The sequence below is a fragment of the Streptococcus infantis genome (genome assembly GCF_047465525.1).
GTDB lineage: Bacteria > Bacillota > Bacilli > Lactobacillales > Streptococcaceae > Streptococcus > Streptococcus infantis_R.
Genome location: NZ_JASGZS010000025.1, coordinates 1 through 24,081, shown reverse-complemented (window position 1 = coordinate 24,081; position 24,081 = coordinate 1). Strand labels below are relative to the sequence as shown.

Here is a 24,081-nt window from a genome sequence, read left to right as displayed (position 1 = left end):
ACTCTTATTCAAGTGGGCTTTTATCTGTTTTATCATGGGAAGTACCTCCTTAACTATCAGTTTAGCACATAAAAAAAGAAACCCAAATACAGAATTGTATTTGAATTTCTTAACTTAATGACATTGACCGCCGCTCTCTTTCTTTTTTATCTAAATTTTCGTTTTCCAGCTAAAGCAAGTAGTCCAACACTTGCTCCGAGAAATGCTAGGAGACTCGATTCTTTCGTTCCTGTATTTGGAAGTTGTTTCTTAGGTTCTGATTTTTCATTTATAGCTTGTGCAGGAGCTTGATATGTTTTATCGTCTTTAGTGCCTACGGTTACTTTTTCTGCTTTGTAATCAACCACGTTCCCTTTACCGTCTACAACTGGTAATGGTTTATACCCCAAGTGTTCAAGCTCTTTACGTTTGGCATCTGCAAGTTCAGCCAAGCGTTTTGCTTCTGCTTCTTCAAACTTCGCTCTAGCAGTTTCATAAGCAACTTTTGCTTGATCTGCTGCAAGGCTTTTAACCTCATAGTCTACTTTAGCTTCGTTTTGTGCTTTATAAGCATCTTTAAGCTCTGTTTCTGCTTTTTCAAGCTCTGCTTTTACTTCTGCCAAGCGAGTGTGCGCACCGTTAAGGTCTGCAAGCTCTTTTTCTGCTTGTTTAACTTTTTCTTGTGCATCTTGAAGGGCTTTCTTAGCAAGAGATACCGCTTGGGCTTTGCTTGTAGCAACTGCTTCAAGCTCTTTCATCTTATCTTCTTCTGCTTTAAGAGCTTCTTGTGCAGTTTTAAGAACTTGCTCAGCGTCTTTAAGTTTTGCTTGTGCATCTTTAAGAGCTTCTTCTTTTGCAGACTGTGTAGCAGTCAAAGTATTAACAAGAGCGTTAGCATTAGAAAGTGTGACTACTGCTTTATCATGGCGTTCTTTTGCTTCATCAAAAGCCTTTTGTGCATTCGCAAGTGGACTTTCACCTTTCTTCAAGGCAGTCAAGTTAGCTTCAGCATTTGTAAGTGCAATTTTCGCATCTGACTCTGCTTGAGTTTTTGCTTCAAAAGTTGCTTGTGCATTGTCGCGAGCAGTCATAGCATCAGCAAGCGCTTGACGAGCTTCGCTCAATTTACGCTCAATGACTTCGTCACTTAGTGGGTTTGCAATAGGTGTTTTATCCCATTTAGAACCATCTACATATTCACTACGAATAGCAGTCAAGAAGTGAGTAGTATAGAAATCATCTGTCTTGCTTTGTGCCACACCACCGAAGTAGATGGTTTCATTTGCAGAGGCGAACTGAAGGATACCCTCAGTGTGAGCATAGTCACCTTTAGTTGACACAAGCATCACAAGGTCATCATACAACTTCTCTTTCATTTGACCAAGAGTTTTACGGTAAACCCCATCAGCATCGTCAAAGTTATGGAAAACGTAAGTAGTTACAGCATTTTCATAATACTGCCAACCCTTGCTTTCTTTCTCTGCATTTGTTGTAGGCATGCCATATTCTTTGGCGACCTTATTGATACCAATAGCGTAGTGTCCGACACCACCACGCTTCTCATAATCTTCTTCCATAGCATGAGAGAAGTTCGCTTTCACATACTCTTTAGCAACCTTATCTGCAAATTCAAGAGAAGTTTTTGAAAGAACAACGTCTGGAAGTCCAAGTTGATGGCGCATTTGGTTGATAAGGTCTACCACATAGTAGTTCAACTCGTCTTTAATCTCTTGTGGGAGATTGTTAATATCGTAGCGAGTTTCATCTGCTTGGTCGGCTTTCGTTGGAACGTATTTATTGAGTTTTTCGTGTTCTACTTGTGAACCAACGATACGATTATAAAGGTCATCACCCTTAGCATTACGCTCTTCATCAGTCATTTCGACACCTGAACGAATTTGACGAAGGAATTCCATTTTATCTTTCACTGCTTGAATGAAAGCTGGGGAAAGAGTGATGGTTTGTTTCTTAGAGCTATCTTGAAGGGCATCAAGTACAGATACCGCTTGATTATAAATAGCAAGAGCGTTATCACGGTTAGTTTTGGCAGTTTTAGCTTCGTTTTCAGTACGCTCTACATCTTTTGTAGCAGTTTTAACAGTTGTTTCAGCTTGGTTTAGTTGTTCAGCAAGCTCACCGTCCAACTTCTTAGCGGCATCAAGAGCAATTTGGGCATCTGATTGAGCTTGTTTGCTATCACTTTCTTCTTTGATAGCACTTGCTTGCGCCTCTTTAGCGTCAGTAAGACCAACACCATTCAAAGCATCCTCTGCATTTTTTACAACTGCTTTCGCATCAGTAACTCCATTTTGCGCTTGAGTCACTTCTGCTTGCTTAGTACCAACTGTTTTGCCTTGAATAGCAACATTACGGTCTGCATCATCTTGTTCAGTTTGCGCATTTGATACCCCTTGTTCAGCAGTTGGAACTTTTGCTTTAGCAGTTTCCACTTTCTTCTCTGCGTTTTGAATCGCTTCTGGTGTTGCTTTGTCAGCAACTTTCTGAGCATCGTCTTTAGCTTGTTTCAAGTCAGCGACTTTCTTTTCTGCTTTATCAGACTTTTCATTCGCTTGATCCAAGACTTCTTTAGCCTTATCGGCATCTTCTTGGGTTTGTTTAGCAGTAGCACCAAGTTCAGCGACATCTTCCTTAGTAGGAGTTTTCACTTCTACTTTCTTAGGCGCTTCTTTTTCCACCAAGGCTGGTTCATTTTTAGCAGTTGTAGGCAATGGAAGCTCCACTGTATCTGCGTGAGCAGTTCCGATTGTTCCGACAAGTCCAGTTGCGAGAGCTGTTGTTGCGATAATTTGTTTTTTCATATTAATCCTCATTATATTTTTTTATAACTTCATTATATCACATTTCACAACTTTTTAAAGTTATTTTATCAAAATGTAACCATTTAAAGTCTAAAAAATACAGTCGTTTGTCTGTATTATGTAAGTAGCGAGGTAATAAATGATAAATAACAAAACCAACCTTCAAGATTACATCTCTAAAAGAATCCGTCTATTACGTTTAGAAAAAGGATATACCCAAGAACAACTAGAAGAGATGGCTGATTTGGGTACAAATTATATCTATAAATTAGAAAATCTTTCAACTAACTTAAAGATTCAAACTCTAGAGAAGGTAATGGAAGCATTAGAAGTAGATTTAGATACATTCTTTGATATACAATTGAAAGAAGAAGATCCAAAAATTACTCTGCTTGTTGATGAATTAAAAACTCTTCCAGCAGAACAACGTTCCCGAGTCTTAGATGCCTTAATACTCATCCTCAAAGAAGTAAGATAAAAATGTTCTACTTTTGTACTACCTTTTATTTTTACATACGATTTAGAGAGTGGCAAAACCCTGATTTATCAATATTTTTGTTACTCATTTTTACTTATTTTAACTCTAAATCGACTGTAGGGGGCATCTAAATCAACAGGAAAAAGCCTTGAAATCAAGGCTTTTTTTTCGTATCTGTTCTACTTTTGGTCAACCGGCTACTTAAAGGTTTTTTATAGTTGATTGAAATAAGATGTGAACAAAGAGGTTAGGAAAGTCAAATTAATTTCTAAAAATATTTTAGAATCTATATTGTACTACTCTAAGTTCAATCCACTATACTTGTCAATCAATCTCATCTACAATTTTTACAATTCAAAAAGTGAGCCATCAGTTTGGCTCACTTCTTCTTTTCTCATGCTTAGTTACGGTAAAAATGACTATCTTTGTCGCTTGGTGATTGGCCGATTGCCACGACGTCTTGGCTACCATCCGTACCAGTCAATTCATTTGCTACACCTGCTGGGGTAAAGATAAGGCGTGCTCCTTCTCCACCACCAACAAGATGAATTCCTGTCAAATAGTAACCGTCCTTCTCCTCTACTTTGTCCATCTCATATTTAAAGGTGCCTTTTGAGCTTTGAATGGTCACGATTCCATCCGCTGCGACTGTAGCAGTTGTTCCAGCATAATTCTCCCAAGTTCCAAGGAATTTAGAATAATCTTTTTGATTTTTCGCCTTTGTCTCAGTTTGACTACCTGTAGCGCTTGAAGAACTTGTCTCAGACTTCTACTCCTCTTTTTGACTAGCTTCTGTTTTACTTGATGACTCCTTAGTTACTTTAGAAGAAGCCTCTTTACTTGAAGATGCTGTAGTTTTTTCAGCATTTCCTCCACAAGCAGCAAGTGTCACCACAGCCAACAAGGCAAGAGCTGAAAGACTGGTGTAGCGCAATGTTTTTTTCATGATAATCTCCTTTTAAAATGATGATACAGTCTCATCTGCATCTAAAATGCCTAGCCTGAAATTACATATATTTTTGACGGCTAACCTGTAGTTTTCAGTGTATCATTTATTTCCATATAATTCAATAGCTATTTGACATCAAAAAAGGCTAATCCAATCAGGAATTAGCTCTTCTATTTTTAGTAGATAAACATGGCATCGCCAAAGCTAAAGAAACGGTATTTTTCATCGATAGCATGCTGATAGGCTTCGAGGACCAATTCACGGCCTGCAAAGGCAGAAACGAGCATAACCAGTGTTGATTTAGGCAAATGGAAATTCGTAGAAAAAGCATCCACAACCTTCCAGTCATAGCCTGGTTTGATAAAGATATTTGTCCAGCCAGAGTCTGCTTGGATTTGTCCATCAAACTTGCTTCCGATAGTCTCTAGCGTACGGATAGAGGTTGTCCCCACAGCAATGACACGGCCACCATTTTCTTTGACCTGACGCAAGGTCGCTGCAGCTTCCTCAGACAACTGATAAAACTCTGAGTGCATCTCATGTTCATCTAGATTATCTACTGAAACAGGTCTAAAGGTTCCAAGACCAACGTGCAAGGTCAAGTAGACTAGATGAACCCCTTTTTGCTGGATTTCTTCCAGTAATTCCTTGGTAAAATGCAGGCCTGCAGTTGGGGCAGCGGCTGAACCACTCTCCTTGGCATAGACTGTCTGGTAACGTTCACGGTCATCCAATTTTTCATGAATATAAGGAGGCAAAGGCATTTCTCCAAGACTTTCAAGTACTTCTAGGAAAATTCCTTCATACTCAAAACGGACAATACGGCCACCATGGGTTAATTCCTCAGTCACAACTGCGCTTAGTCGACCATCACCAAAGACAACACGGGCGCCAACCTTGAGACGTTTAGCAGGTTTTGCCAACACTTCCCATTCGTCTCCTGCTATATTTTTCAAGAGCAAGAGCTCAACGTGACCACCTGTTTCTTCCTTTTGACCATGAAGTCGTGCTGGCAAGACACGGGTATCATTCATCACCAGGGCATCACCTGGCTCTAGCATTTCAATAATGGAGTGAAAGTGGCGATCTTGAAATTCTCCAGTCTGGCGATTAACCATCAAGAGCTTAGAGGCATCGCGCTTTTCCAGAGGTGTTTGTGCAATCAACTCCTCAGGCAAGTGAAAATCAAAATCATTGGTATTCATTGTAGTCATATTTCCTTTTCTTTTCTAATGTACTTACGATTAGCTATCAAAACGAACTTCTTCAAGCAAATACTCGATGAAGCGTTCACCCATCTTAGATAGGCTAGTTTTCTCATGCTGGATATAAACCAGCTCAATGAGATCATCAATATCAAGTGGAATCGAGACAATATTGTCTCCATTAAGATTACTATTGAGGATACCTGTCGCGATGGTATAGCCGTCCAAACCAATCAAGAGATTGAACAAGGTCGCACGGTCACTAACCACGATGGATTTCTTGTGGTGTTCTTGTGACAAAATCTCTTCTGAGAAATAGAAGGAATTATGGGTTCCTTGGTCATAGCTCAAGTAAGGGAAGTCTTCTAGGTCTGCCAACTGCACCTTGTCTCTTTTAGCAAGAGGGTTGGTCTTGCTGACAAAGATATGGGGTTGGGCTGTAAAGAGATGGTGGGCAACTAGATGATTGTCATCCAACATCTTCGAAAGAACGTCCCGGTTATAGCTATTTAAAAAGAGGACCCCTACTTCACTACGGAAGTTCTTGACGTCATCGATGATCTCCCAAGTTCTGGTTTCACGCAAAAAAAGCTCATACTTTTCCATATCGCTCTTCTTGAGCAAGGAAACAAAGGCATTCACTACGAAGGCATAGTGTTGCGAAGACACACTAAAAAGCTCGCGATGAGCGATTGGGTTCTTATAGCGTTCTTCTAGAAGTTGCGTTTGCTCGACAACCTGACGGGCATAGGATAGAAACTCCATCCCATCACGTGTAAGGGTAATTCCCTTAGGATTTCGGATAAAAATCTCAATTCCCATCTCATTTTCTAGGTCACGAACTGCATTTGACAGACTAGGCTGAGTAATGAAAAGTTGCTTGGCAGCTTCATTCATCGAACCAGTCTCTACAATTTTGATAATATAGTGTAATTGTTGAATTCTCATGCTTTTATTGTACCATACTTGAGGCAATATAAAAAGAACCAGTCACTGAAAGGTCTGTGACAAAGTCCATATGAGTGCTTTCAAAGGACTTTATAGAGCGACCTAAAAAGAGAGAGTGGGACAGAAATCGGTAATTCGTTAGAATTCGATTTCGACGTCCCACCTCCGCACAGTTGAGTAGGGCTGTAAAAGCTGATGAAATCAGCGTAGTAGAGGCCACTCAACCACTGCGTCTTGATCGACAATCCAAAGACAATTGAGAGGCTAGGACTTTTGTCCCAGCCTCTCTCTTATTCTTTAAAGTTAATCTGCCTTCTAAATCGAAACTTAGCTTCCTCTTTCCCAGAAAATGGCTAGCAAAATCATAGCCCCGAAAACTGATGGAATAATGGCTGTACCGTTTAGGTTTGGCCCCCAAGAACCAAAGATTAATTGTCCTAAAAAGGCACCAATCCAGCCGAGAAACATTTTCCCGAAGCAGCCCATTCGTTCGCCACGATTGGTGATAGCTCCTGCTAGTAGTCCGATTAAAAGCCCGACAAACATACTTCCAATCATAGTTTCTCCTTAAATTGCCCAATCTCCATTGCGGAAGAGTGGTACGCGTGTCCCATCCTCACGGATACCATCGATATCCATTTGGTTCGAACCAATCATAAAGTCAACGTGAACATCTGAACGATTAAGTCCTGCAGCTTCCAGTTCTTCTTCGCTCATCTCTGCTCCACCAACAACGCTAGTTGCGTAAGCTGCACCAATAGCCAAGTGGTTTGAAGCATTTTCATCGAAAAGGGTATTAAAGAAGGTAATCCCTGACTGAGAAATTGGACTTGGATCTGGTACCAAGGCACACTCACCCAAGGCACGCGCACCAGCATTCTTAAAGACAAGGTCCTTCATAACTTGATCACCCTTCTCAGCAGTGATATCAACAATTTGACCATTTTCAAAGGTTACCTTGATGCCTTCGATAATATTTCCATTGTAGCTAAGAGGTTTTGTAGAAGTGACATAACCATCTGCGCGACGGAAGTCAGGAGCTGTAAAGACTTCTTCTGTTGGCATGTTTGGCAAGAATCCTTCACCTTGAGCATTGATCGCTCCGGCAGATTCCCAAACATGGTTCTTAGGCAAGCCAAGTGTCAAATCAGTTCCTGGTGCTGTGTAGTGAAGGGCTGTGAATTGCTCTTTATTCAGCATTTCCGCCTTGCTCTTGAGGATAGCAGCATGTTTTTCCCAAGCCTTAACTGGATCTTCTTCGTAGATACGGCAAGTTTTGAAGATTTGGTCCCAAAGGAGATCGACTGCTTCTTCGTCGCTTGCAGCATTCGGAAAGACTTTCTTAGCCCACTCTAGTCCAGCAGCTGCTGCTACAGTCCAGCTAACCTTGTTGGATTGAGTTGCGATACGCATTGGCTTCATGGCAATTCCCATAGCTTTTGCAGAAGCTGAGAGCTTTTCCGCATCCACTCCGTTCAAGGCACCTGGATCAGAAGAACGAACACCGAGACGACTTGCTTTGTTTTCAAGAAGGTAGTTCATCTCAGCAATCTTGTATTCTGGTACATTGTCCAAACGCTCCATCGGCGCGTGGAGGAATTTCTCACGGTTTACAAAGTCGTCAGCCCACTGCACAATGACCTCATGCGCACCAAGTGCATAGGCTTCTTTAACGATTAAGTGAGCCAACTCGCGTTGCTCCACATCGATGGAGAGAGCCAAGGTATGACCAGGTTGCACGTTCACTCCGTTTGCAACTAACAACTTAGCATATTTTTCTAGATTTTCTTTAAAATTCGGTAAAACCATTCTGTTTTCTCTTTTCTGTTTTCTCTTTTCTATTTTATTTTTCTTTTTCTTTCAAAGCAGAAAATAATCCTGCCAAAACAATAGCACCTGACAAGAGTGCTGTCGATAGAAGAATTGTATGATCAGCAAGTTCAAATTGGTACTCAAACACCTTCTCAGCCGGTTTATCTTCCGCAAAAATTCTTAGTTTCATGAAATATCCTTTCTTATTCTTCATGCTCTCCTAGGTAGAGGCGTCGTGCCTCTGGACTATTTGTGAGGATATCTATATAGGTTTCATAGTCATCAGGTAGAGGCTTTCCTAAAGAGATATCTTGTTCTGGATTTATATTTTTCCCATAAAGAAAGCAAAGATAGAGACGTTCGTTGAGTGTTGGAAATACTTCAATAGACATAAATTCAGCCTGACCTACCCGATCCCAATCCTGTTCTTTGATATCTGATATGATATAGGATTGGAAGAGTCCCATAAGTGGATTATCTTCTGGTAGTCCACTGTCTTTATCCGCCAGAACCAAAGAACAACGTCTACCAAAACCAGCAAGTTGGCGCTCCCTTCCCTTTACCGAAACAGTAATAGGATGCCCTCCAATATGGCTATAAATCCATTCTTTAGGCAGTTCATAATCTAACAGGGGGGTAACTTCTTTGACAATCGCTACAGGACTATAGCGTAGAAACTGACGAGTAACTGCTTTACAAAAAAGGATATCCTCCTCTTTCAAGGTCACTCCCTTCCAGGTATTTTCTTCGTTAAAATGGTTGAAAAATACCAGATAGGGATCACGCACCATTTGTGCTAATACGTAAACGCCATTTCGCAAGCGTATGGAAATAACTTTCCCTGGTTTCCAAGGTGTTGCTCTTTTTTTCTTTAGCATCATTAACCAACCTCAAATCTACACAAGACATTGCAAACTATTAAAACAAATCATCAAACAAGCTCAACTGATTGTCCTCTGGCATATTGCCGAGAATGCCCATTTCATCCATCTTTTCAACCAAGGTTGATGAGAGTCCACCACGCTTGCGGAGTTCTGTTTTAGAGAGGAACTCCCCTTCTTGACGAGCTCGCACCAATTGCTTGGCAACGTTCTCGCCTAGACCATCCATAGCGACAAACGGTGGGATGAGGGTGTCTCCATCAATGATAAATTCGGTCGCATCACTGCGATAGAGGTCCAACTTGCCAAATTTGAAGCCACGTTCCCACATCTCATTAACAATTTCAAGCGTTGTATAGAGGTCGATTTCTACGTTGGAAGCTTCATTGTTCTTGCGCTTCTCAGCAATTTCTTGCATCTTGCGTTTGATAGCATCCAAGCCTGCACCCATGGTCTTGATATCAAAAGCCTTAGCACGGATGGAGAAGTAAGCACAGTAATAATAAATCGGATGGTGAACTTTGAAGTAGGCCACGCGAAGGGCCATCATAACGTAGGCAGCCGCGTGGGCTTTAGGGAACATGTACTTGATTTTTCCACAAGATTCGATATACCACTCAGGCACATTGTTAGCCTTCATGGCTTCGATATAACCATTGCGCTCTTCTTCAGAGATTTTAAGCCACATTCCCTTACGCACTCGCTCCATGATGGTAAAGGCCATCTTTGGATCTAGGCCAGCGTGCATGAGGTAAACCATGATGTCATCCCGACATCCGATAACGGTTGATAGGTCCGCAATTCCAGCCTTAATCAAGTCCTGGGCATTTCCCAACCATACGTCGGTACCGTGAGACAGACCAGAAAGCTGAAGCAACTCCGCAAAAGTCGTTGGATGGGTTTCATCCACCATGCCTCGAACAAAGTTGGTTCCAAACTCTGGAATCCCAAGCATACCAGTTGAAGTCCCGATTTGTTCAGGTGTCACTCCTAGGATATCTGTACCCGAAAAGAGTGCCATGACACCAGGATCATCCATAGGGATATCGTTCGGATCAATACCTGACAAGTCCTGAAGTTTCCGAATCATGGTTGGATCATCATGACCAAGGACATCGAGCTTGAGGACGTTCTCATCGATATCGTGGAAGTTAAAGTGGGTAGTTTGCCATTCAGCTGTTACATCATCGGCAGGGTATTGTACTGGAGTAAAGTCATAGACATCCATATAGTTAGGAATAACAACGATTCCTCCTGGGTGTTGACCGGTCGTCCGTTTGACACCGGCAGCTCCTTGGGCTAGGCGCTCCACTTCAGCTTCTCGGTAGAATTTGCCATAATCACGCTCGTAACCCTTGACAAATCCATAGGCTGTTTTAGCAGCCACCGTACCAACCGTTCCTGCACGGAAGGCATACTCTTCCCCAAAGATATCACGCACATCCAAGTGGGCGCTAGGTTGATCCTCACCAGAGAAGTTCAAATCGATATCGGGTACCTTGTCCCCATCAAAACCAAGGAAGGTCTCGAAAGGAATATCCTGTCCATTCTTGCTGAGTTTGTGACCACAGTTTGGACAGTCCTTATTGGGCATATCAAACCCTGAACCGTAGGAACCATCCGTGATAAATTCACTGTACTGACACTGACCACAGACATAGTGAGGCGATAGAGGATTGACCTCGGTAATCCCAATCATGGTCGCAACGAAACTGGATCCAACAGACCCACGAGAACCAACCAAGTAGCCTCGTTCGTTGGAGCGCTGCACTAGCATCTGGGAAGCCAGATAGATCACGGCAAATCCATTCCCCAAGATAGAGGTTAGTTCCTTTTCAATCCGTAAATCAACGATATCTGGCAGTGGATTTCCATAGATTTCAAAAGCTTTTTTATAGGTTAATTCAGCAACTGTTTCTTCGGCTTTGTCAATGAAAGGTGTGTATAAATCACCCTTTACAACCTCCACAGGTTCAAAGATTTCTGCCAAGGCATTGGTATTTTCAATAACAATCTTGCGAGCCAAGTCTTCCCCTAGAAAGGCAAACTCATCCAACATTTCATTGGTTGTTCTAAAATGCGCCTTTGGTAGCGGAGCTGGTTGGGCAGCTTCTCCATGGCCGATAGTTCGGTTAATCATAGCTCCCTGACCTAGACTTCGCACGATGATTTCACGATAAATCTCATCCTCGGGTTCGAGATAGTGGACATTTCCTGTCGCAAGAACGGGTTTCCCAAGGCGATCTCCAACCTCTATCAGGCTCTTGATGATGGTTTGGAGTTCTTCCATGTCCTTGACCTGCTCTTTGGCAATCAAAGGTGCATAGATAGCAGGAGGCATCACCTCGATAAAGTCATAGTATTTAGCCACTTCGACTGCCGCATCTACTCCTTGGGAAACGACTGCATCAAAAACTTCCCCTTCTGTACAAGCAGAACCCAAGATTAAACCTTCTCGATGGGCATCCAGTACCGTACGTGGAATCCGTGGAACTCCTTCAAAATACTGAGTATTTGACAGAGATACCAGCTTAAAGATATTTTTCAAGCCCACCTGATTTTTCACATAGATAGTTGCATGCTTGACGCGAGCTTTTTTATAAGAATCTGGACTGATTAAATCAAGGTTTAATCGCGCCAAATCTGTCACACCGTGTTTTTCTGCCACTTCCTTGATAAAGATAAAGAGCAAACGGCCAGTTGCTTCCGCATCGTAGTTGGCCATGTGGTGGTGTTCTAGGGCAACACCAAAACGCTTAGTCAAAGGTCCTAGACCATGACGTTTATACTCAGGATAGAGATTTCTTGCGAATTCTAGCGTATCGATGACGGGTTGAGTGATTTTTGGCAGGCCATGACGTTCATAGTTGGCATTCATAAAGCCAACGTCAAAGGTTGCATTGTGGGCTACAAGAACGGTATCCTTACAAAACTCTTGGAATTCTTTCAGAACTTGAACCAAGGGTTTGGCATTTTTCACATGCTCATCCGTAATTCCTGTCAATTCAGTAGTAAAGGCTGATAAGGGGTGACCAGGATTGATAAATTCATCAAATTCAGCTACGATATTGCCCTTATACATCTTAGAAGCCGCCACCTGAATCAAGTCATTATAGATAGCAGATAGACCAGTCGTTTCCACGTCAAAGACTACATAAGTAGCTTCAGACAAATCCATCTCAACCTCGTTATAGACGATAGGTACACGGTCTTCAACGATATTGGCTTCCATCCCATAGATTAGCTGGATGCCAGCTTTCTTAGCCGCCTTATAGCCATGAGGGAAGGATTGAACATTCCCATGGTCCGTGATTGCTACCGCTTTATGACCCCATTTAGCTGCTTTCGCAACGAGTTCTTCAACTTCAGGTAGAGCATCCATGGTCGACATATTGGTATGCGCATGAAACTCAACACGACGCTCTCCCTCTGGCATCAAGTCTTTACGCTCATAGTGGACGACTTCCTGAACATCCTGTACATTCATGGTCAAGTCTCGCGTGAAATTATTGACCTCAACATTCCCACGAACACGGAGCCAAGAATTTTTCTTGATCATGTCAAACTTCTGAGCTTCTTCTTCATTCTTGACCCATTTTTGCATGGAGAAGCTAGAAGTGTAGTCTGTCATCTTGAAGTTAATCAAAACACGACCTGTTCTAGTCACCTTCTGCTCGACATCAAAGACAACTCCTTCAAAAACCAGACGATTTTCCTCAGTATTAACCTCAATCATAGGAGTAATCTCTGCCTTGTCTAGTTTTGGCTTGGCAGCTGCTTTCTTAGCTTGGAAATCAAAGACAGGCTTATCCTCAGCTGGAGGAGGCGGCGCCATCTGTTCCAATTGTTCCATAGCCCGAAGTGTTTCTTCATTGGCAGCTTGGATAATCATTTGATTTTCTGTCTGAAAGGCCTCTTGCTCTTCCCTCGTGAGCTCTTCATTTTTTTCTAAACTGCAGGAAAGTTTGGGAAAACCAAAGTGTTCCAGCTGTTTGCTAAGATTTGGCAGATGATTTTTTCTAAAATGTTCTGTATCTGCCGCTTCAGAGGCTTCAATGATTAACTGGTCATTTTCAAAACGCACCTGAAAATTCTGATATATAGAACGAAAACCTTGACTAGCGCAAGGACCATCCGAAAAAGCCTCTCGATAGTAGGCTTGTAAAAGTTCTCTAGAAAATTCCTGATTTCGCGTTTTTATCTCAAAACTAGCCTGATTTCCTGTTTTTGAAAATTCTTCCTTCAAGCCTCTTTTTAACTCTAGAAAAAGTTCAAAAGGCAAAATATTTTCAAAAACAAAATGAAACTCCCAAACTTTGCTTCGTTTATGAACAATGACTTGTTCTATTTCAGCCTGAGAGAAGCCCTCATGATTTCTCATTTCAGCGGGGATTCCCAACTGATTCATTAAAATTTCAAAAGTGGTTGACATCCATTTTCCTCACAATATACTCCTTCTATTTTACCATATTTGAGGCACTTTTTCCTATTTCTACCAAACAGAAAAAGAAGCCACAAAGTGACTTCTTTTAAAGTGACGGTGAATTATTCTTCACCTTTGTTTTTCTTAATGATTTCTTCTTGTACTGACTTAGGTACATCTTCGTAGTGGTCGAATACCATCATGAATGTACCACGTCCTTGTGATGCAGAACGAAGAACTGTTGCGTAACCGAACATTTCAGCAAGTGGAACGTAAGCACGAACGATTTGGCTGTTACCGTGTGCTTCCATACCATCTACACGTCCACGACGAGCAGTTACGTGACCCATAACATCACCAAGGTTTTCTTCTGGAACAGTGATTGTTACAAGCATCATTGGTTCAAGGATAGCTGGTTGTGCAGTCTTAGCAGCTTCTTTAAGTGCAAGAGATGCAGCGATCTTGAAGGCAGTTTCAGATGAGTCGACATCGTGGTATGAACCATCGTAAAGCTTAGCTTTAACGTCAACCATTGGGTAACCTGCAAGAACACCGTTAGCCATAGATTCTACCAAACCTTTTTCAACCGCTGGGATAAATTCACGAGGAACCACACCACCGACGATTGCGTTTTCGAATTCGAATCCTTTTCCTTCTTCGTTTGGAGTAAATTCAATCCATACATCACCGAACTGACCTTTACCACCAGACTGACGTTTGAAGAATCCACGTGCTTGAGTAGGAGCACGGAATGTTTCACGGTAAGATACTTGAGGAGCACCTACGTTCGCTTCAACTTTGAACTCACGACGCATACGGTCAACAAGGACGTCAAGGTGAAGCTCACCCATACCAGAGATAACTGTTTCACCAGTTTCAACGTTTGTTTCAACGCGGAATGTTGGATCTTCTTCAGCCAATTTTTGAAGGGCGATACCCATCTTGTCTTGGTCTGCTTTAGATTTAGGCTCAACCATCAATTGGATAACTGGTTCTGGAACGTTGATTGACTCAAGGATGATTTTAGCTTTTTCATCTGTCAATGAGTCACCAGTTGTAGTGTCTTTCAAACCAACGGCAGCAGCGATATCACCTGAGTAAACAGTGTCGATTTCTTGACGGCTGTTAGCGTGCATTTGAAGGATACGTCCGATACGTTCACGTTTACCTTTAGAAGTGTTCAATACGTAAGAACCTGATTGAAGAACACCTGAGTAAACACGGAAGAATGTCAAACGACCTACGAATGGGTCAGTCATGATCTTGAATGCAAGAGCTGCAAATGGCTCTTCATCAGATGCTGGACGAGTTTCTTCTTCATCTGTATCTGGGTTAATACCCTTGATTGCTGGGATATCAAGTGGGCTTGGAAGGTAGTCGATAACCGCATCAAGCATCAATTGAACACCTTTGTTCTTGAAGGCAGAACCACACAATACTGGGAAGAATTCAACGTTGATAGTCGCTTTACGGATACCAGCTTTCAATTCTTCGTTAGTGATTTCTTCACCTTCGAGGTATTTCATCATCAATTCTTCGTCAGTTTCAGCAACTGCTTCGATCAATTTTTCACGGTATTCTTGAGCTTGCTCAAGGTATTCAGCTGGGATGTCTTCTTCAAGGATATCTGTACCAAGGTCGTTAGTATAGATTTCAGCTTTCATCTTGATCAAGTCGATGATACCACGGAAGTCATCTTCAGAACCGATTGGCAATTGAATTGGGTGTGCGTTAGCTTGAAGACGATCGTGAAGAGTGCTTACTGAGTAAAGGAAGTCAGCACCGATTTTATCCATTTTGTTGGCAAATACGATACGTGGAACTCCGTACTCAGTTGCTTGACGCCAAACTGTTTCAGTTTGAGGCTCAACACCTGATTGTGAGTCAAGAACTGTAACCGCACCGTCCAATACACGAAGAGAACGTTGTACTTCGATAGTGAAGTCCACGTGTCCTGGTGTGTCGATGATGTTTACGCGGTGGTTGTTCCATTGAGCTGTTGTCGCAGCAGATGTGATAGTGATACCACGTTCTTGCTCTTGCTCCATCCAGTCCATTTGTGACGCACCTTCGTGAGTTTCACCGATTTTGTGGATTTTACCAGTGTAGTAAAGGATACGCTCAGTAGTAGTTGTTTTACCAGCATCGACGTGAGCCATGATACCGATATTACGAGTTTTTTCAAGTGAAAATTCGCGTGCCATGAGGTTTGTTTCTCCTATATTTTTTTATTTCTATTCTATTATAACACGATTTAATAAAAACGGATAGGCAGGACCTACCCGTTCTCAATGTTTATCTTGTTATTATTGGTTTCAACTTACGAAATGGTAAGTTGAGTTGTAGCTAAGAGCTGACCGAGCTAAATTGAACCTGGGCTAAAAGCTCGGAAAATAGATAAGCTTTCCTAGAATCGTTGATTCTTCGTCAAGCTTCCTAATTTTCAGTCGCTTTTTTAACGCCCTTAGTATCTTAATCTTACCAACGGAAGTGTGCGAAGGCACGGTTAGCTTCAGCCATACGGTGAGTGTCTTCACGTTTCTTAACTGCTGCACCAGTGTTGTTAGCAGCGTCCAAGATTTCTTTTGCAAGACGGTCTTGCATTGTGTGTTCACCACGAAGGCGAGCGATTGTTACCAACCAACGAAGTCCAAGTGTTGTACGACGTTCTGGACGAACTTCAACTGGGACTTGGTAGTTAGAACCACCAACACGACGTGCACGTACTTCAAGTACAGGCATGATGTTTTCCATAGCTGTTTCAAATACTTCAAGTGCATCGTTACCAGTAACTTCTTTGATTTGTTCAAAAGCACCGTAAACGATTGAAGCAGCTGTACCACGTTTACCGTCAAGCATAACGCGGTTGATAAGACGAGTAACTAATTGTGAATTGTAAAGCGGATCTGGCAATACGTCACGTTTTGGAGCTCTATTTTTACGACTCATTTCTCTTTATCCCCTTTCCTTATGCTTTTTTCGGACGTTTAGTACCGTATTTAGAACGGCCTTGTTTACGATCGTTAACACCTGCAGTATCAAGTGCACCACGGACGATATGGTAACGTACCCCTGGAAGGTCTTTTACACGTCCACCGCGAAGAAGCACCACGCTGTGCTCTTGCAAGTTGTGTCCGATACCTGGGATGTAGGCAGTAACTTCGATAAGGTTGCTCAAACGTACACGAGCAAATTTACGAAGGGCAGAGTTAGGTTTTTTAGGTGTCATTGTTCCAACACGAGTTGCAACACCACGTTTTTGTGGTGAAGAAACGTTTGTTTGAACTTTTTTATGACTGTTGTAACCAACGTTCAAAGCTGGTGATTTAGATTTTTCTACTTTTGATTTACGCGGTTTGCGAACCAATTGGTTAATTGTAGGCATCTACATTCTCCTGTGTTTTTTTATTTTTGGTGATGATACACTTGGTGACAGCTATCATCTGTGTGTACTTTTGCAACATTTGTCAGCACGTCCCTGTACACTCTTGAGAGACCAAAAGTAAAAAGTACCGTCTATTATTGTACCACGTTTTTTCTATTTTTGTCAATATATTTCTTCCTATTTTTTGACTTCTTTACTCTAAAAATTCTATGAAAACGATCACCTACCAGATAGGCTCTTCAACCAACCACTTAGACAAGCGACCTTGTATTTGTCAAGAAAATGGTGTTTAATAGATTTGTAAGTAAGAGATCTCTATTACAATTTTATAAAGGAGAAATTATGAAAGTCAGACTTGACATTGATCAACAATACGCCGAAGAACAAGTCATCATAGAGGCACCATCTTTGTCCCCTAGAGTTCAAAAAGTTCAAGACTTTGTTCAATCACTGGATCAAAAAGAAACTCTTAAAGGAAAATTCCAAGACCAGGTCTACTTGATTCAGATTAGTAAGATTCAACGTATATATATTGAAAATCGCAAAGTCTTAGCTGAAACGGATAGCCAAACCTATGCGCTCGACATTCGTCTTTACCAAGCAAGTGAAATTCTACCTGCTTCCTTTATCCAAATTTCCCAATCGGAAATTGTCAACATCGACGCTATCAGTCATCTTAAACTAACCTCTAACGGCTTGATTGAAATTTATCTTAAAAACGACAGTTTCACCTACTCATCTCGCCGTTACCTCAAAGCTATTAAGGAGAAATTAGAACTATGAAAAAACAAGTATTTCACGATGCCACAACTGGTATCCTCATCGGCCTCATCCTATCTATTATCTTTTCTTTTATCCACTCACCAAGCAACTACGCACCTCTCAGCCCCAACTCTTTGATTGGTCAATTCATGACCCAACATCAGGTGCATGGATCACTCGTCTTACTTTACTGTCTGCTTATCTGGGCAGCGATTGGAGTCCTCTTTAGTTTTGGCGGTCGTCTATTCGCTCAAGATTGGAGCCTTCTTCGTGCGACTGTCACTCACTTCTTCCTTATGTTGCTAGGTTTTGTACCTCTAGCAATCCTAGCAGGATGGTTCCCGCTTCACTGGACTTTCATCCTTCAACTCATCCCAGAGTTTGCAATCGTCTACTTCATCATCTGGATTGTTCTCTACAAGAGAGAATCTAAAAAAGTTGCACACATCAATCAACTATTGTCTCAAAAACACTAATATACAAGAAACCCACTCACAAAACGGAGTGGGTTTTTAACTTATAATTTTTGCTTCAGCTCTAACAAGAGATTCATGGCTTGCATAGGTGTTATATTGTAAACATCTATATTTGCCAACTCTGTCAGGATTGGATTTTCTTCTTTTTCATCAAAAAGCGACATCTGCTCATTGACAGTATTTTGTTTGGTAGGAATTGGACTTTCCTGACCCTGGCTTTCTAATTGAGTTAAAATCGCATCTGCCCTTGCTAGTAAGTCTGCTGGCAAACCTGCAATCTTGGCAACGTGAATACCGTATGATTTGTCTGCTGGACCTGGTTCAATCTTATGAAGGAAAGTGACCTGACCATTTTGCTCAAGCGTAGCCACGTGAACATTAACTAGATGTTCAAGACTAGATTCTAAGCTGGTCAATTCATGGTAGTGAGTTGCAAAGAGAGTCTTGGCTCCGATATGCTCATGGATGTACTCGATGATGGCCTGAGCCAAGGCCATGCCATCATAGGTTGCCGTTCCACGTCCTAGCTCATCAAAAAGAATGAGAGAATGCTCAGTCGCATGCCCAATGGCATTATTGGCTTCCATCATCTCTACCATAAAGGTTGACTGACCTGACACCAAGTCATCTGCCGCCCCGATACGGGTAAAAATTGCATCAAAAATTGGCAAGTGAGCACGTTCTGCTGGCACATAAGAACCCATCTGGGCCATAACTGCTGTCATGGCTAACTGTCGCATGTAGGTCGACTTCCCGCTCATATTAGGCCCTGTAATCAGCTGGATGCTAGTATCTTCACCCATTTGGATACTATTGGGAATATAGGTTTGGGCTCCCATGACCTTCTCAACGACAGCGTGACGACCTTTTTGAATGTCAATTCGCGAATCCTGACCAAACTCTGGACGGATCAAGTGCTGATTTTCTGCTACTACCGCTAGTCCTTGTAAGACATCGACAGTAGCGATTCCTTGGGCCAGGGCTTGTAGACGTTGGATATACTTGCCAACTTCTTCACGGATACGCATAAAGATTTCATATTCAAGGCTGGCTGACTTCTCACGCGCCTCTAGCATTTCTCCCTCGATACGCGCCAACTCCTCTGTCCCAAAACGCTCAGAGTTTTTCAACGTAGCCTTACGGAAAAAGTGGGCTGGTACATTACCTAGCTGCGAGTTGGTGACATGGAAATAGTAACCGTCTTTTTTATTGTAGTCAATCTTGAGCGTACTGATGCCAGAGTTTTCTCTTTCCTTTGCTTCAATTTCAGCAATCCAGCTGGTTCCTTCTCTCAGTACCCGACGATACTTGTCCAAGGTCTCATCAAAGCCCGTCCGAATAATACCACCTTCGGTAATCACGTGAGGAGCCTCAGGAGCAATGGCTGCGCTAATAAGACTTTCCAATTCAGGAATAGCATCTAGTTGTTCAATCAGATAGGCAAGCGCTGGTTGCTCCATTCCTTCTAAAATTGCGCGAATCCTTGGAACACTGGCCAAGGTAGTCGCTAATTGCAAGAGGTCTTTAGGATTGCTTTTCCCGAAAGAAACGCGACTGGCCAGACGCTCGATATCGTAGACTCCCTTGAGGCTTTCCGTTAGATCGCTACGCTCAAAGAAATAGTCCAGAAAGACTTGCACAACCTCCTGACGTTCAAGGATACGATCCTTGTCAATCAAGGGACGGTGAATCCAAGAGCGCAAAAGACGCATTCCCATGGCAGTCTTAGTTTCATCTAACAACCAGAAAAGACTCCCTTGTTTCTTGCCAGAACGAGCATTTTCTACTAGATCTAAACTAGCCTTGGTCGCATAATCCATCTGCAAGAAATCCTTTATTTCATAGCGAACAACTGGCTTCAAGTGGTTGAGTTCTCTCATCTGAGTCCGATGGACATACTGGAGAAGCTTACTGCTGGCAGTCTGTTCAACAGGTGCCAATCGTGGATCCAGCAGATGGATGTCTTCAAATGATTCTTGCTCATAAGAAAGTACCAAATTCATTTGACGGCTGAGAATCTGTTCTTCCTCTTCAGTTAAGGCATAGCCGATGACGACTTCTCTGGCCTTGAGGTTCCGGATTTCACCACAGACCAGGGTAAAATCTAATAAACCTGTCACATAAAAATCACCCGTCACCAGATCCATATAGGCCAAACCAAATTGCTGACCGTCACGGTCGATAGCCACCAAAAAGTTGTTTTGGCTATCGGGTTTACTACTATCGACGACTGTACCCGGTGTAATCACCTGCACAACCTCGCGTTTCACAACACCAACAGCCTGCTTAGGATCTTCCATCTGTTCAGCGATGGCAACCTTGTAGCCACGCTCAACTAGGACATCGATATACTGTTGGGCAGAGTGATAGGGAACTCCAGCCATAGGAATAGGATTGTCAGCATTCTTATTGCGACTGGTTAGTGAAATTTCTAGTATCTGGGCAGCATTGACTGCATCTTCGTAAAATAACTCATAAAAATCACCCATACGAAAGAGCAAAAAAGCATCTGGATATTGTTTTTTGATATCCACATACTGTTGCATGCCTGGTGATAATTTTTCTGTCGTCATCCATTCTCTCCTTGTTAAAAATAGTCTTGAGAGAGACTCCCAAGACCTTATCTATCCTTCATCAAATCTAACAAACGATCTTCCATGAGTTTAGCAACATGCTGATCTCGGCAGATTACCAAGAGAGTATTGGCACCCGCAACTGTTCCCAAAATCCATTCATCCTTGTTGGCATCGACAACATTGGCTAAAACTGCAGCTTCACCCAATTTAGTGTGCAAAACTAAGGTAAACTCAGCTCTTGCTACACCTTCCAAATGATGGGACAAAAACTCAACCAGGTCAATCTTCTCTGTCTCATTTGCTAGTACGTAGTAGACCTTATCATTTTTCTTAACCTTGGTCAAGCCCAGTTCGCGAAGGTCACGCGACAATGTCGTTTGCGTCACAAAAACATTGCGTGCTTCCAACCGATCCTGGATCTCTTTTTGAGTCCCTAATTTTTCCTCAGTGATCATTTGTTTGATTAACTGATGGCGTTCTCTTTTTCTCATAACATCCTCTCGATTGAATATTTATAACATTTTACAACTATTTAATAAGAACATTATACCAAAAAAACCGAATATTTCAAAAAAAATTCTTATCATTCCTCAAAATTGTGATAAAATAGAAGAAAAGTCCAAAGGAGTTTATAATGAATACAAAACAATTGATCGCTAGCGAATTGGCTAGCGTCATTGACAGCCTGGATCAAGAGGCTATTTTAAATTTACTAGAACAACCCAAAAACTCTGATATGGGAGACATCGCCTTCCCTGCCTTTACTCTAGCAAAAGTTGAGAGAAAAGCTCCACAAATGATTGCAGCAGATATCGCTGAAAAAATCAATAGCCAAGCCTTTGAAAAAGTCGTCGCTACTGGACCTTATGTTAACTTCTTCCTTGATAAAAATGCCATTTCTGCTCAAGTATTACAAGCTGTTATCACTGAAAAAGAACACTATGCTGACCAAAATATTGGTAAACAAGAAAATGTTGTTATCGACATGTCTAGTCCCAATATTGCTAAACCATTCTCTATTGGTCACCTGCGCTCAACTGTTATCGGAGATAGCTTGTCACATATTTTCCAAAAAATCGGTTATCAAACGGTCAAGGTCAACCACTTGGGAGACTGGGGTAAACAGTTTGGGATGCTGATTGTTGCCTACAAAAAATGGGGAGACGAAGAAGCTGTAAAAGCTCATCCAATTGATGAACTTCTTAAACTCTACGTTCGCATCAATGCTGAAGCTGAAAATGACCCTAGCTTGGATGAAGAAGCGCGCGAATGGTTCCGTAAACTGGAAAATGGAGATGAGGAAGCTCTCGCTCTTTGGCAATGGTTCCGTGATGAAAGTTTGGTGGAATTTAACCGCCTTTACAATGAATTGAAGGTTGACTTTGACAGCTACAACGGAGAAGCCTTCTACAATGATAAGATGGATGCAGTTGTAGACATTCTTTCTGAAAAAGGACTTCTTGTTGAATCAGAAGGTGCCCAAGTTGTGAATCTTGAGAAATATGGAATTGAACATCCAGCTCTTATCAAGAAATCTGATGGTGCAACTCTCTATATCACACGTGACTTGGCTGCAGCTCTTTACCGTAAAAATGAATACCAATTCGCCAAATCTATCTATGTCGTTGGTCAAGAGCAATCTGCCCACTTTAAACAACTCAAAGCTGTCTTGCAAGAGATGGGCTACGATTGGAGTGAAGATATTACTCACGTTCCTTTTGGTTTGGTTACAAAAGAAGGAAAAAAACTCTCTACTCGTAAAGGGAATGTCATCTTGCTAGAACCTACAGTTGCAGAGGCTGTTAGTCGTGCCAAAGCCCAAATCGAGGCTAAAAATCCTGAACTTGAAAACAAAGACCAGGTAGCCCATGCTGTCGGGGTTGGAGCTATTAAGTTCTATGACCTCAAGACTGACCGTACAAATGGATATGACTTCGACCTAGAAGCCATGGTATCCTTCGAAGGTGAAACTGGACCTTATGTTCAATATGCCTACGCTCGTATCCAATCTATCTTACGCAAAGCAGATTTCAAACCAGAAACAGCTGGCAACTATAGCTTGAATGATGCTGAAAGCTGGGAAATCATTAAACTCATCCAAGACTTCCCACGTATTATCAACCGTGCAGCGGATAACTTTGAACCTTCTATCATTGCTAAATTTGCAATTAGCCTGGCTCAAGCCTTTAACAAATATTATGCACATACACGTATCTTAGATGAAAGCCCAGAACGCGACAGCCGTCTAGCCCTCAGTTACGCAACTGCAGTTGTTCTCAAAGAAGCACTTCGTCTGCTCGGCGTAGAAGCACCAGAGAAGATGTGATTCGTTACAAGAGACTGGAACGAAAGTCCCTAGTCTCTTGACGGCAATCGCTATATGGCGAATTGCCTAAACGCTTCACTAATTCACCAAACCAAATAATATCGACTTGGTTAGGCTCATGTCGTAATCTTTTAATTACTTAATTGCAAAGCAATCTAAGTAACTAAGACCAAATCCTATACGGACTTTGGCTAGACGTTTCACTAGTTTTAAGACATAAATATGATCGATTTATGTCCTAAAACGTCGTAATCTTAAAGTTATTGGAACTAAAGTTCCTAATTGTTGGATGCTAGCCGCTTTTATGCGGACTAGCTAACTGCTTCACTAGTCATGTTCTCTAAATATAATCGATTTAGAGAACATGACGTCGTAACTATGGCGAATTGCCTAAACGCTTCACTAATTCACCTAACCAAATAATATCGATTTGGTTGAATGAATGTCGTAATCTTAAAGTTACTGAATTGCAGAGCGTTCTAAGCAACCAATCCTAAACTTCTACGGACTTTTATTTGGTACTAGGGGCGGAGGGCATTACATCTACTATTTTAGATTAGCGATCACTTGCCTAATTTCTATATTGTCATTTCTTGAAAAGCGAAAAATCTTTTTCGCTTTTCTCTTGCTATTAACTTCTTTATCACTTAGGGAGAGACTTTATGAGCCAATATGCTTATATTTTAGTTGTTATCAGTCTTGTCGCTCTTTTTCTCATCAACAAATACGAAAAGGAAAAACTACAAAGACTTCTACAAGAACAACTGTTAAAGGATGAATCTTTTCGTGCAACTATCAAAGAGAAAATCCAAACGATAGAAAACATCAATGATGTCATCGACTACATCAACAAAGGTTACCGTTTAGGAATTCCCATTTCAAAAGAAATCGTTGACGAAATCCGCAGATAAGAAAAAAACCCGAGATACCATTTCGAGCCCACTGAAAAAGTCATCCAATAGATGGCTTTTTTGTTATACTAGAGATGAGGTGAAATGATGCTTGATAATCAGTTAACTATGGATGTCAGTCCTTATTCTAGTTTGTATAATATCGTGGTTC

Annotated in this window: 20 protein-coding genes; 5 read left to right on the top strand and 15 right to left on the bottom strand. The window is 41.7% G+C overall.

What is annotated here, in order from left to right:
- Positions 1–146: 146 nt before the first annotated feature.
- Complete coding sequence (locus QM374_RS08795) at positions 147–2,798, bottom strand: SEC10/PgrA surface exclusion domain-containing protein (protein ID WP_414311498.1); 2,652 nt, start codon at positions 2,796–2,798, stop codon at positions 147–149.
- A 142-nt stretch (positions 2,799–2,940) separates the two neighbouring features.
- Here QM374_RS08795 and QM374_RS08790 point away from each other — a divergent pair, with 142 nt between their 5' ends.
- Complete coding sequence (locus QM374_RS08790; RefSeq protein WP_414311499.1) at positions 2,941–3,276, top strand: helix-turn-helix domain-containing protein; 336 nt, start codon at positions 2,941–2,943, stop codon at positions 3,274–3,276.
- A 400-nt stretch (positions 3,277–3,676) separates the two neighbouring features.
- On the opposite strand, the gene QM374_RS08785 is transcribed toward QM374_RS08790, so the two are convergent.
- From QM374_RS08785 to rpsL, 12 genes are all read right to left on the bottom strand, one after another.
- Complete coding sequence (locus QM374_RS08785; protein ID WP_414311497.1) at positions 3,677–3,868, bottom strand: hypothetical protein; 192 nt, start codon at positions 3,866–3,868, stop codon at positions 3,677–3,679.
- A gap of 177 nt (positions 3,869–4,045) precedes the next feature.
- Positions 4,046–4,222 (bottom strand): hypothetical protein, encoded by a 177-nt coding sequence (locus QM374_RS08780; protein ID WP_414311496.1) that lies wholly within the window; start codon positions 4,220–4,222, stop codon positions 4,046–4,048.
- A gap of 179 nt (positions 4,223–4,401) precedes the next feature.
- Positions 4,402–5,430 (bottom strand): tRNA preQ1(34) S-adenosylmethionine ribosyltransferase-isomerase QueA, encoded by a 1,029-nt coding sequence (gene queA / locus QM374_RS08775; RefSeq protein ID WP_371608232.1) that lies wholly within the window; start codon positions 5,428–5,430, stop codon positions 4,402–4,404.
- Between the two features lie 39 nt (positions 5,431–5,469).
- Entirely contained in the window at positions 5,470–6,378 is a 909-nt protein-coding gene (locus tag QM374_RS08770; RefSeq protein ID WP_414311495.1) for a LysR family transcriptional regulator, read from the bottom strand.
- Between the two features lie 327 nt (positions 6,379–6,705).
- A complete protein-coding gene (locus tag QM374_RS08765; RefSeq protein WP_414311494.1) occupies positions 6,706–6,936 on the bottom strand; it encodes a GlsB/YeaQ/YmgE family stress response membrane protein in 231 nt (76 codons plus the stop codon).
- A 9-nt stretch (positions 6,937–6,945) separates the two neighbouring features.
- Positions 6,946–8,187 carry an aminopeptidase gene (locus tag QM374_RS08760; protein WP_414311493.1) on the bottom strand — a complete coding sequence of 414 codons (1,242 nt, stop codon included), beginning with the start codon at positions 8,185–8,187 and terminating at the stop codon, positions 6,946–6,948.
- 34 nt (positions 8,188–8,221) lie between these two features.
- The gene (locus tag QM374_RS08755; protein ID WP_414311500.1) at positions 8,222–8,404 is read right to left on the bottom strand and encodes a hypothetical protein; all 183 of its coding nucleotides are present in this window, start codon (positions 8,402–8,404) and stop codon (positions 8,222–8,224) included.
- The gene (locus QM374_RS08750; protein ID WP_414311492.1) at positions 8,394–9,071 is read right to left on the bottom strand and encodes a hypothetical protein; all 678 of its coding nucleotides are present in this window, start codon (positions 9,069–9,071) and stop codon (positions 8,394–8,396) included. The genes QM374_RS08755 and QM374_RS08750 overlap by 11 nt, the downstream gene beginning before the upstream one ends.
- 37 nt (positions 9,072–9,108) lie before the next feature.
- Positions 9,109–13,503 carry a PolC-type DNA polymerase III gene (locus QM374_RS08745; protein ID WP_414311491.1) on the bottom strand — a complete coding sequence of 1,465 codons (4,395 nt, stop codon included), beginning with the start codon at positions 13,501–13,503 and terminating at the stop codon, positions 9,109–9,111.
- Between the two features lie 113 nt (positions 13,504–13,616).
- Positions 13,617–15,698: an elongation factor G gene (fusA, locus tag QM374_RS08740; protein WP_320693215.1), complete on the bottom strand. Its 2,082-nt coding sequence runs from the start codon at positions 15,696–15,698 to the stop codon at positions 13,617–13,619.
- A 274-nt stretch (positions 15,699–15,972) separates the two neighbouring features.
- Positions 15,973–16,443, bottom strand: a complete 471-nt coding sequence (gene rpsG / locus QM374_RS08735; protein WP_000087876.1) for a 30S ribosomal protein S7 — start codon at positions 16,441–16,443, stop codon at positions 15,973–15,975.
- Positions 16,444–16,462: 19 nt separating this feature from the next.
- Positions 16,463–16,879, bottom strand: coding sequence for a 30S ribosomal protein S12 (rpsL, locus tag QM374_RS08730; RefSeq protein ID WP_001142333.1), 417 nt, complete (start codon positions 16,877–16,879; stop codon positions 16,463–16,465).
- A gap of 342 nt (positions 16,880–17,221) precedes the next feature.
- Here rpsL and QM374_RS08725 point away from each other — a divergent pair, with 342 nt between their 5' ends.
- Both QM374_RS08725 and QM374_RS08720 read left to right on the top strand, forming a co-directional pair.
- Positions 17,222–17,662, top strand: a complete 441-nt coding sequence (locus QM374_RS08725; RefSeq protein WP_414311490.1) for a LytTR family DNA-binding domain-containing protein — start codon at positions 17,222–17,224, stop codon at positions 17,660–17,662.
- Positions 17,659–18,117, top strand: a complete 459-nt coding sequence (locus QM374_RS08720) for a DUF3021 domain-containing protein (protein WP_414311489.1) — start codon at positions 17,659–17,661, stop codon at positions 18,115–18,117. Before QM374_RS08725 ends, QM374_RS08720 begins: the two co-directional genes overlap by 4 nt.
- Before the next feature lie 41 nt (positions 18,118–18,158).
- On the opposite strand, the gene mutS is transcribed toward QM374_RS08720, so the two are convergent.
- Both mutS and argR read right to left on the bottom strand, forming a co-directional pair.
- Positions 18,159–20,690 (bottom strand): DNA mismatch repair protein MutS, encoded by a 2,532-nt coding sequence (gene mutS / locus QM374_RS08715; RefSeq protein ID WP_414311488.1) that lies wholly within the window; start codon positions 20,688–20,690, stop codon positions 18,159–18,161.
- A gap of 47 nt (positions 20,691–20,737) precedes the next feature.
- Positions 20,738–21,184 carry an arginine repressor gene (argR, locus tag QM374_RS08710; RefSeq protein ID WP_001231485.1) on the bottom strand — a complete coding sequence of 149 codons (447 nt, stop codon included), beginning with the start codon at positions 21,182–21,184 and terminating at the stop codon, positions 20,738–20,740.
- A gap of 143 nt (positions 21,185–21,327) precedes the next feature.
- On the opposite strand from argR, the gene argS reads away from it, so the two are divergent.
- Entirely contained in the window at positions 21,328–23,019 is a 1,692-nt protein-coding gene (gene argS / locus QM374_RS08705) for an arginine--tRNA ligase (protein ID WP_414311487.1), read from the top strand.
- A gap of 662 nt (positions 23,020–23,681) precedes the next feature.
- Positions 23,682–23,930 (top strand): MarR family transcriptional regulator, encoded by a 249-nt coding sequence (locus tag QM374_RS08700; RefSeq protein WP_153224855.1) that lies wholly within the window; start codon positions 23,682–23,684, stop codon positions 23,928–23,930.
- The last annotated feature ends 151 nt before the right edge of the window (positions 23,931–24,081 follow it).

What these genes read in the sequence shown, in the direction of transcription:
- queA (WP_371608232.1), bottom strand. Translation starts at nt 5,430, where the DNA reads ATGAATACCAATGATTTTGATTTTCACTTGCCTGAGGAGTTGATTGCA.
- QM374_RS08765 (WP_414311494.1), bottom strand. Translation starts at nt 6,936, where the DNA reads ATGATTGGAAGTATGTTTGTCGGGCTTTTAATCGGACTACTAGCAGGA.
- QM374_RS08755 (WP_414311500.1), bottom strand. Translation starts at nt 8,404, where the DNA reads ATGAAGAATAAGAAAGGATATTTCATGAAACTAAGAATTTTTGCGGAA.
- QM374_RS08745 (WP_414311491.1), bottom strand. Translation starts at nt 13,503, where the DNA reads ATGTCAACCACTTTTGAAATTTTAATGAATCAGTTGGGAATCCCCGCT.
- fusA (WP_320693215.1), bottom strand. Translation starts at nt 15,698, where the DNA reads ATGGCACGCGAATTTTCACTTGAAAAAACTCGTAATATCGGTATCATG.
- QM374_RS08780 (WP_414311496.1), bottom strand. Translation starts at nt 4,222, where the DNA reads ATGAAAAAAACATTGCGCTACACCAGTCTTTCAGCTCTTGCCTTGTTG.
- QM374_RS08760 (WP_414311493.1), bottom strand. Translation starts at nt 8,187, where the DNA reads ATGGTTTTACCGAATTTTAAAGAAAATCTAGAAAAATATGCTAAGTTG.
- QM374_RS08795 (WP_414311498.1), bottom strand. Translation starts at nt 2,798, where the DNA reads ATGAAAAAACAAATTATCGCAACAACAGCTCTCGCAACTGGACTTGTC.
- rpsL (WP_001142333.1), bottom strand. Translation starts at nt 16,879, where the DNA reads ATGCCTACAATTAACCAATTGGTTCGCAAACCGCGTAAATCAAAAGTA.
- QM374_RS08720 (WP_414311489.1), top strand. Translation starts at nt 17,659, where the DNA reads ATGAAAAAACAAGTATTTCACGATGCCACAACTGGTATCCTCATCGGC.
- QM374_RS08785 (WP_414311497.1), bottom strand. Translation starts at nt 3,868, where the DNA reads ATGGACAAAGTAGAGGAGAAGGACGGTTACTATTTGACAGGAATTCAT.
- QM374_RS08750 (WP_414311492.1), bottom strand. Translation starts at nt 9,071, where the DNA reads ATGATGCTAAAGAAAAAAAGAGCAACACCTTGGAAACCAGGGAAAGTT.
- argR (WP_001231485.1), bottom strand. Translation starts at nt 21,184, where the DNA reads ATGAGAAAAAGAGAACGCCATCAGTTAATCAAACAAATGATCACTGAG.
- rpsG (WP_000087876.1), bottom strand. Translation starts at nt 16,443, where the DNA reads ATGAGTCGTAAAAATAGAGCTCCAAAACGTGACGTATTGCCAGATCCG.
- QM374_RS08770 (WP_414311495.1), bottom strand. Translation starts at nt 6,378, where the DNA reads ATGAGAATTCAACAATTACACTATATTATCAAAATTGTAGAGACTGGT.
- argS (WP_414311487.1), top strand. Translation starts at nt 21,328, where the DNA reads ATGAATACAAAACAATTGATCGCTAGCGAATTGGCTAGCGTCATTGAC.
- QM374_RS08725 (WP_414311490.1), top strand. Translation starts at nt 17,222, where the DNA reads ATGAAAGTCAGACTTGACATTGATCAACAATACGCCGAAGAACAAGTC.
- mutS (WP_414311488.1), bottom strand. Translation starts at nt 20,690, where the DNA reads ATGACGACAGAAAAATTATCACCAGGCATGCAACAGTATGTGGATATC.
- QM374_RS08700 (WP_153224855.1), top strand. Translation starts at nt 23,682, where the DNA reads ATGAGCCAATATGCTTATATTTTAGTTGTTATCAGTCTTGTCGCTCTT.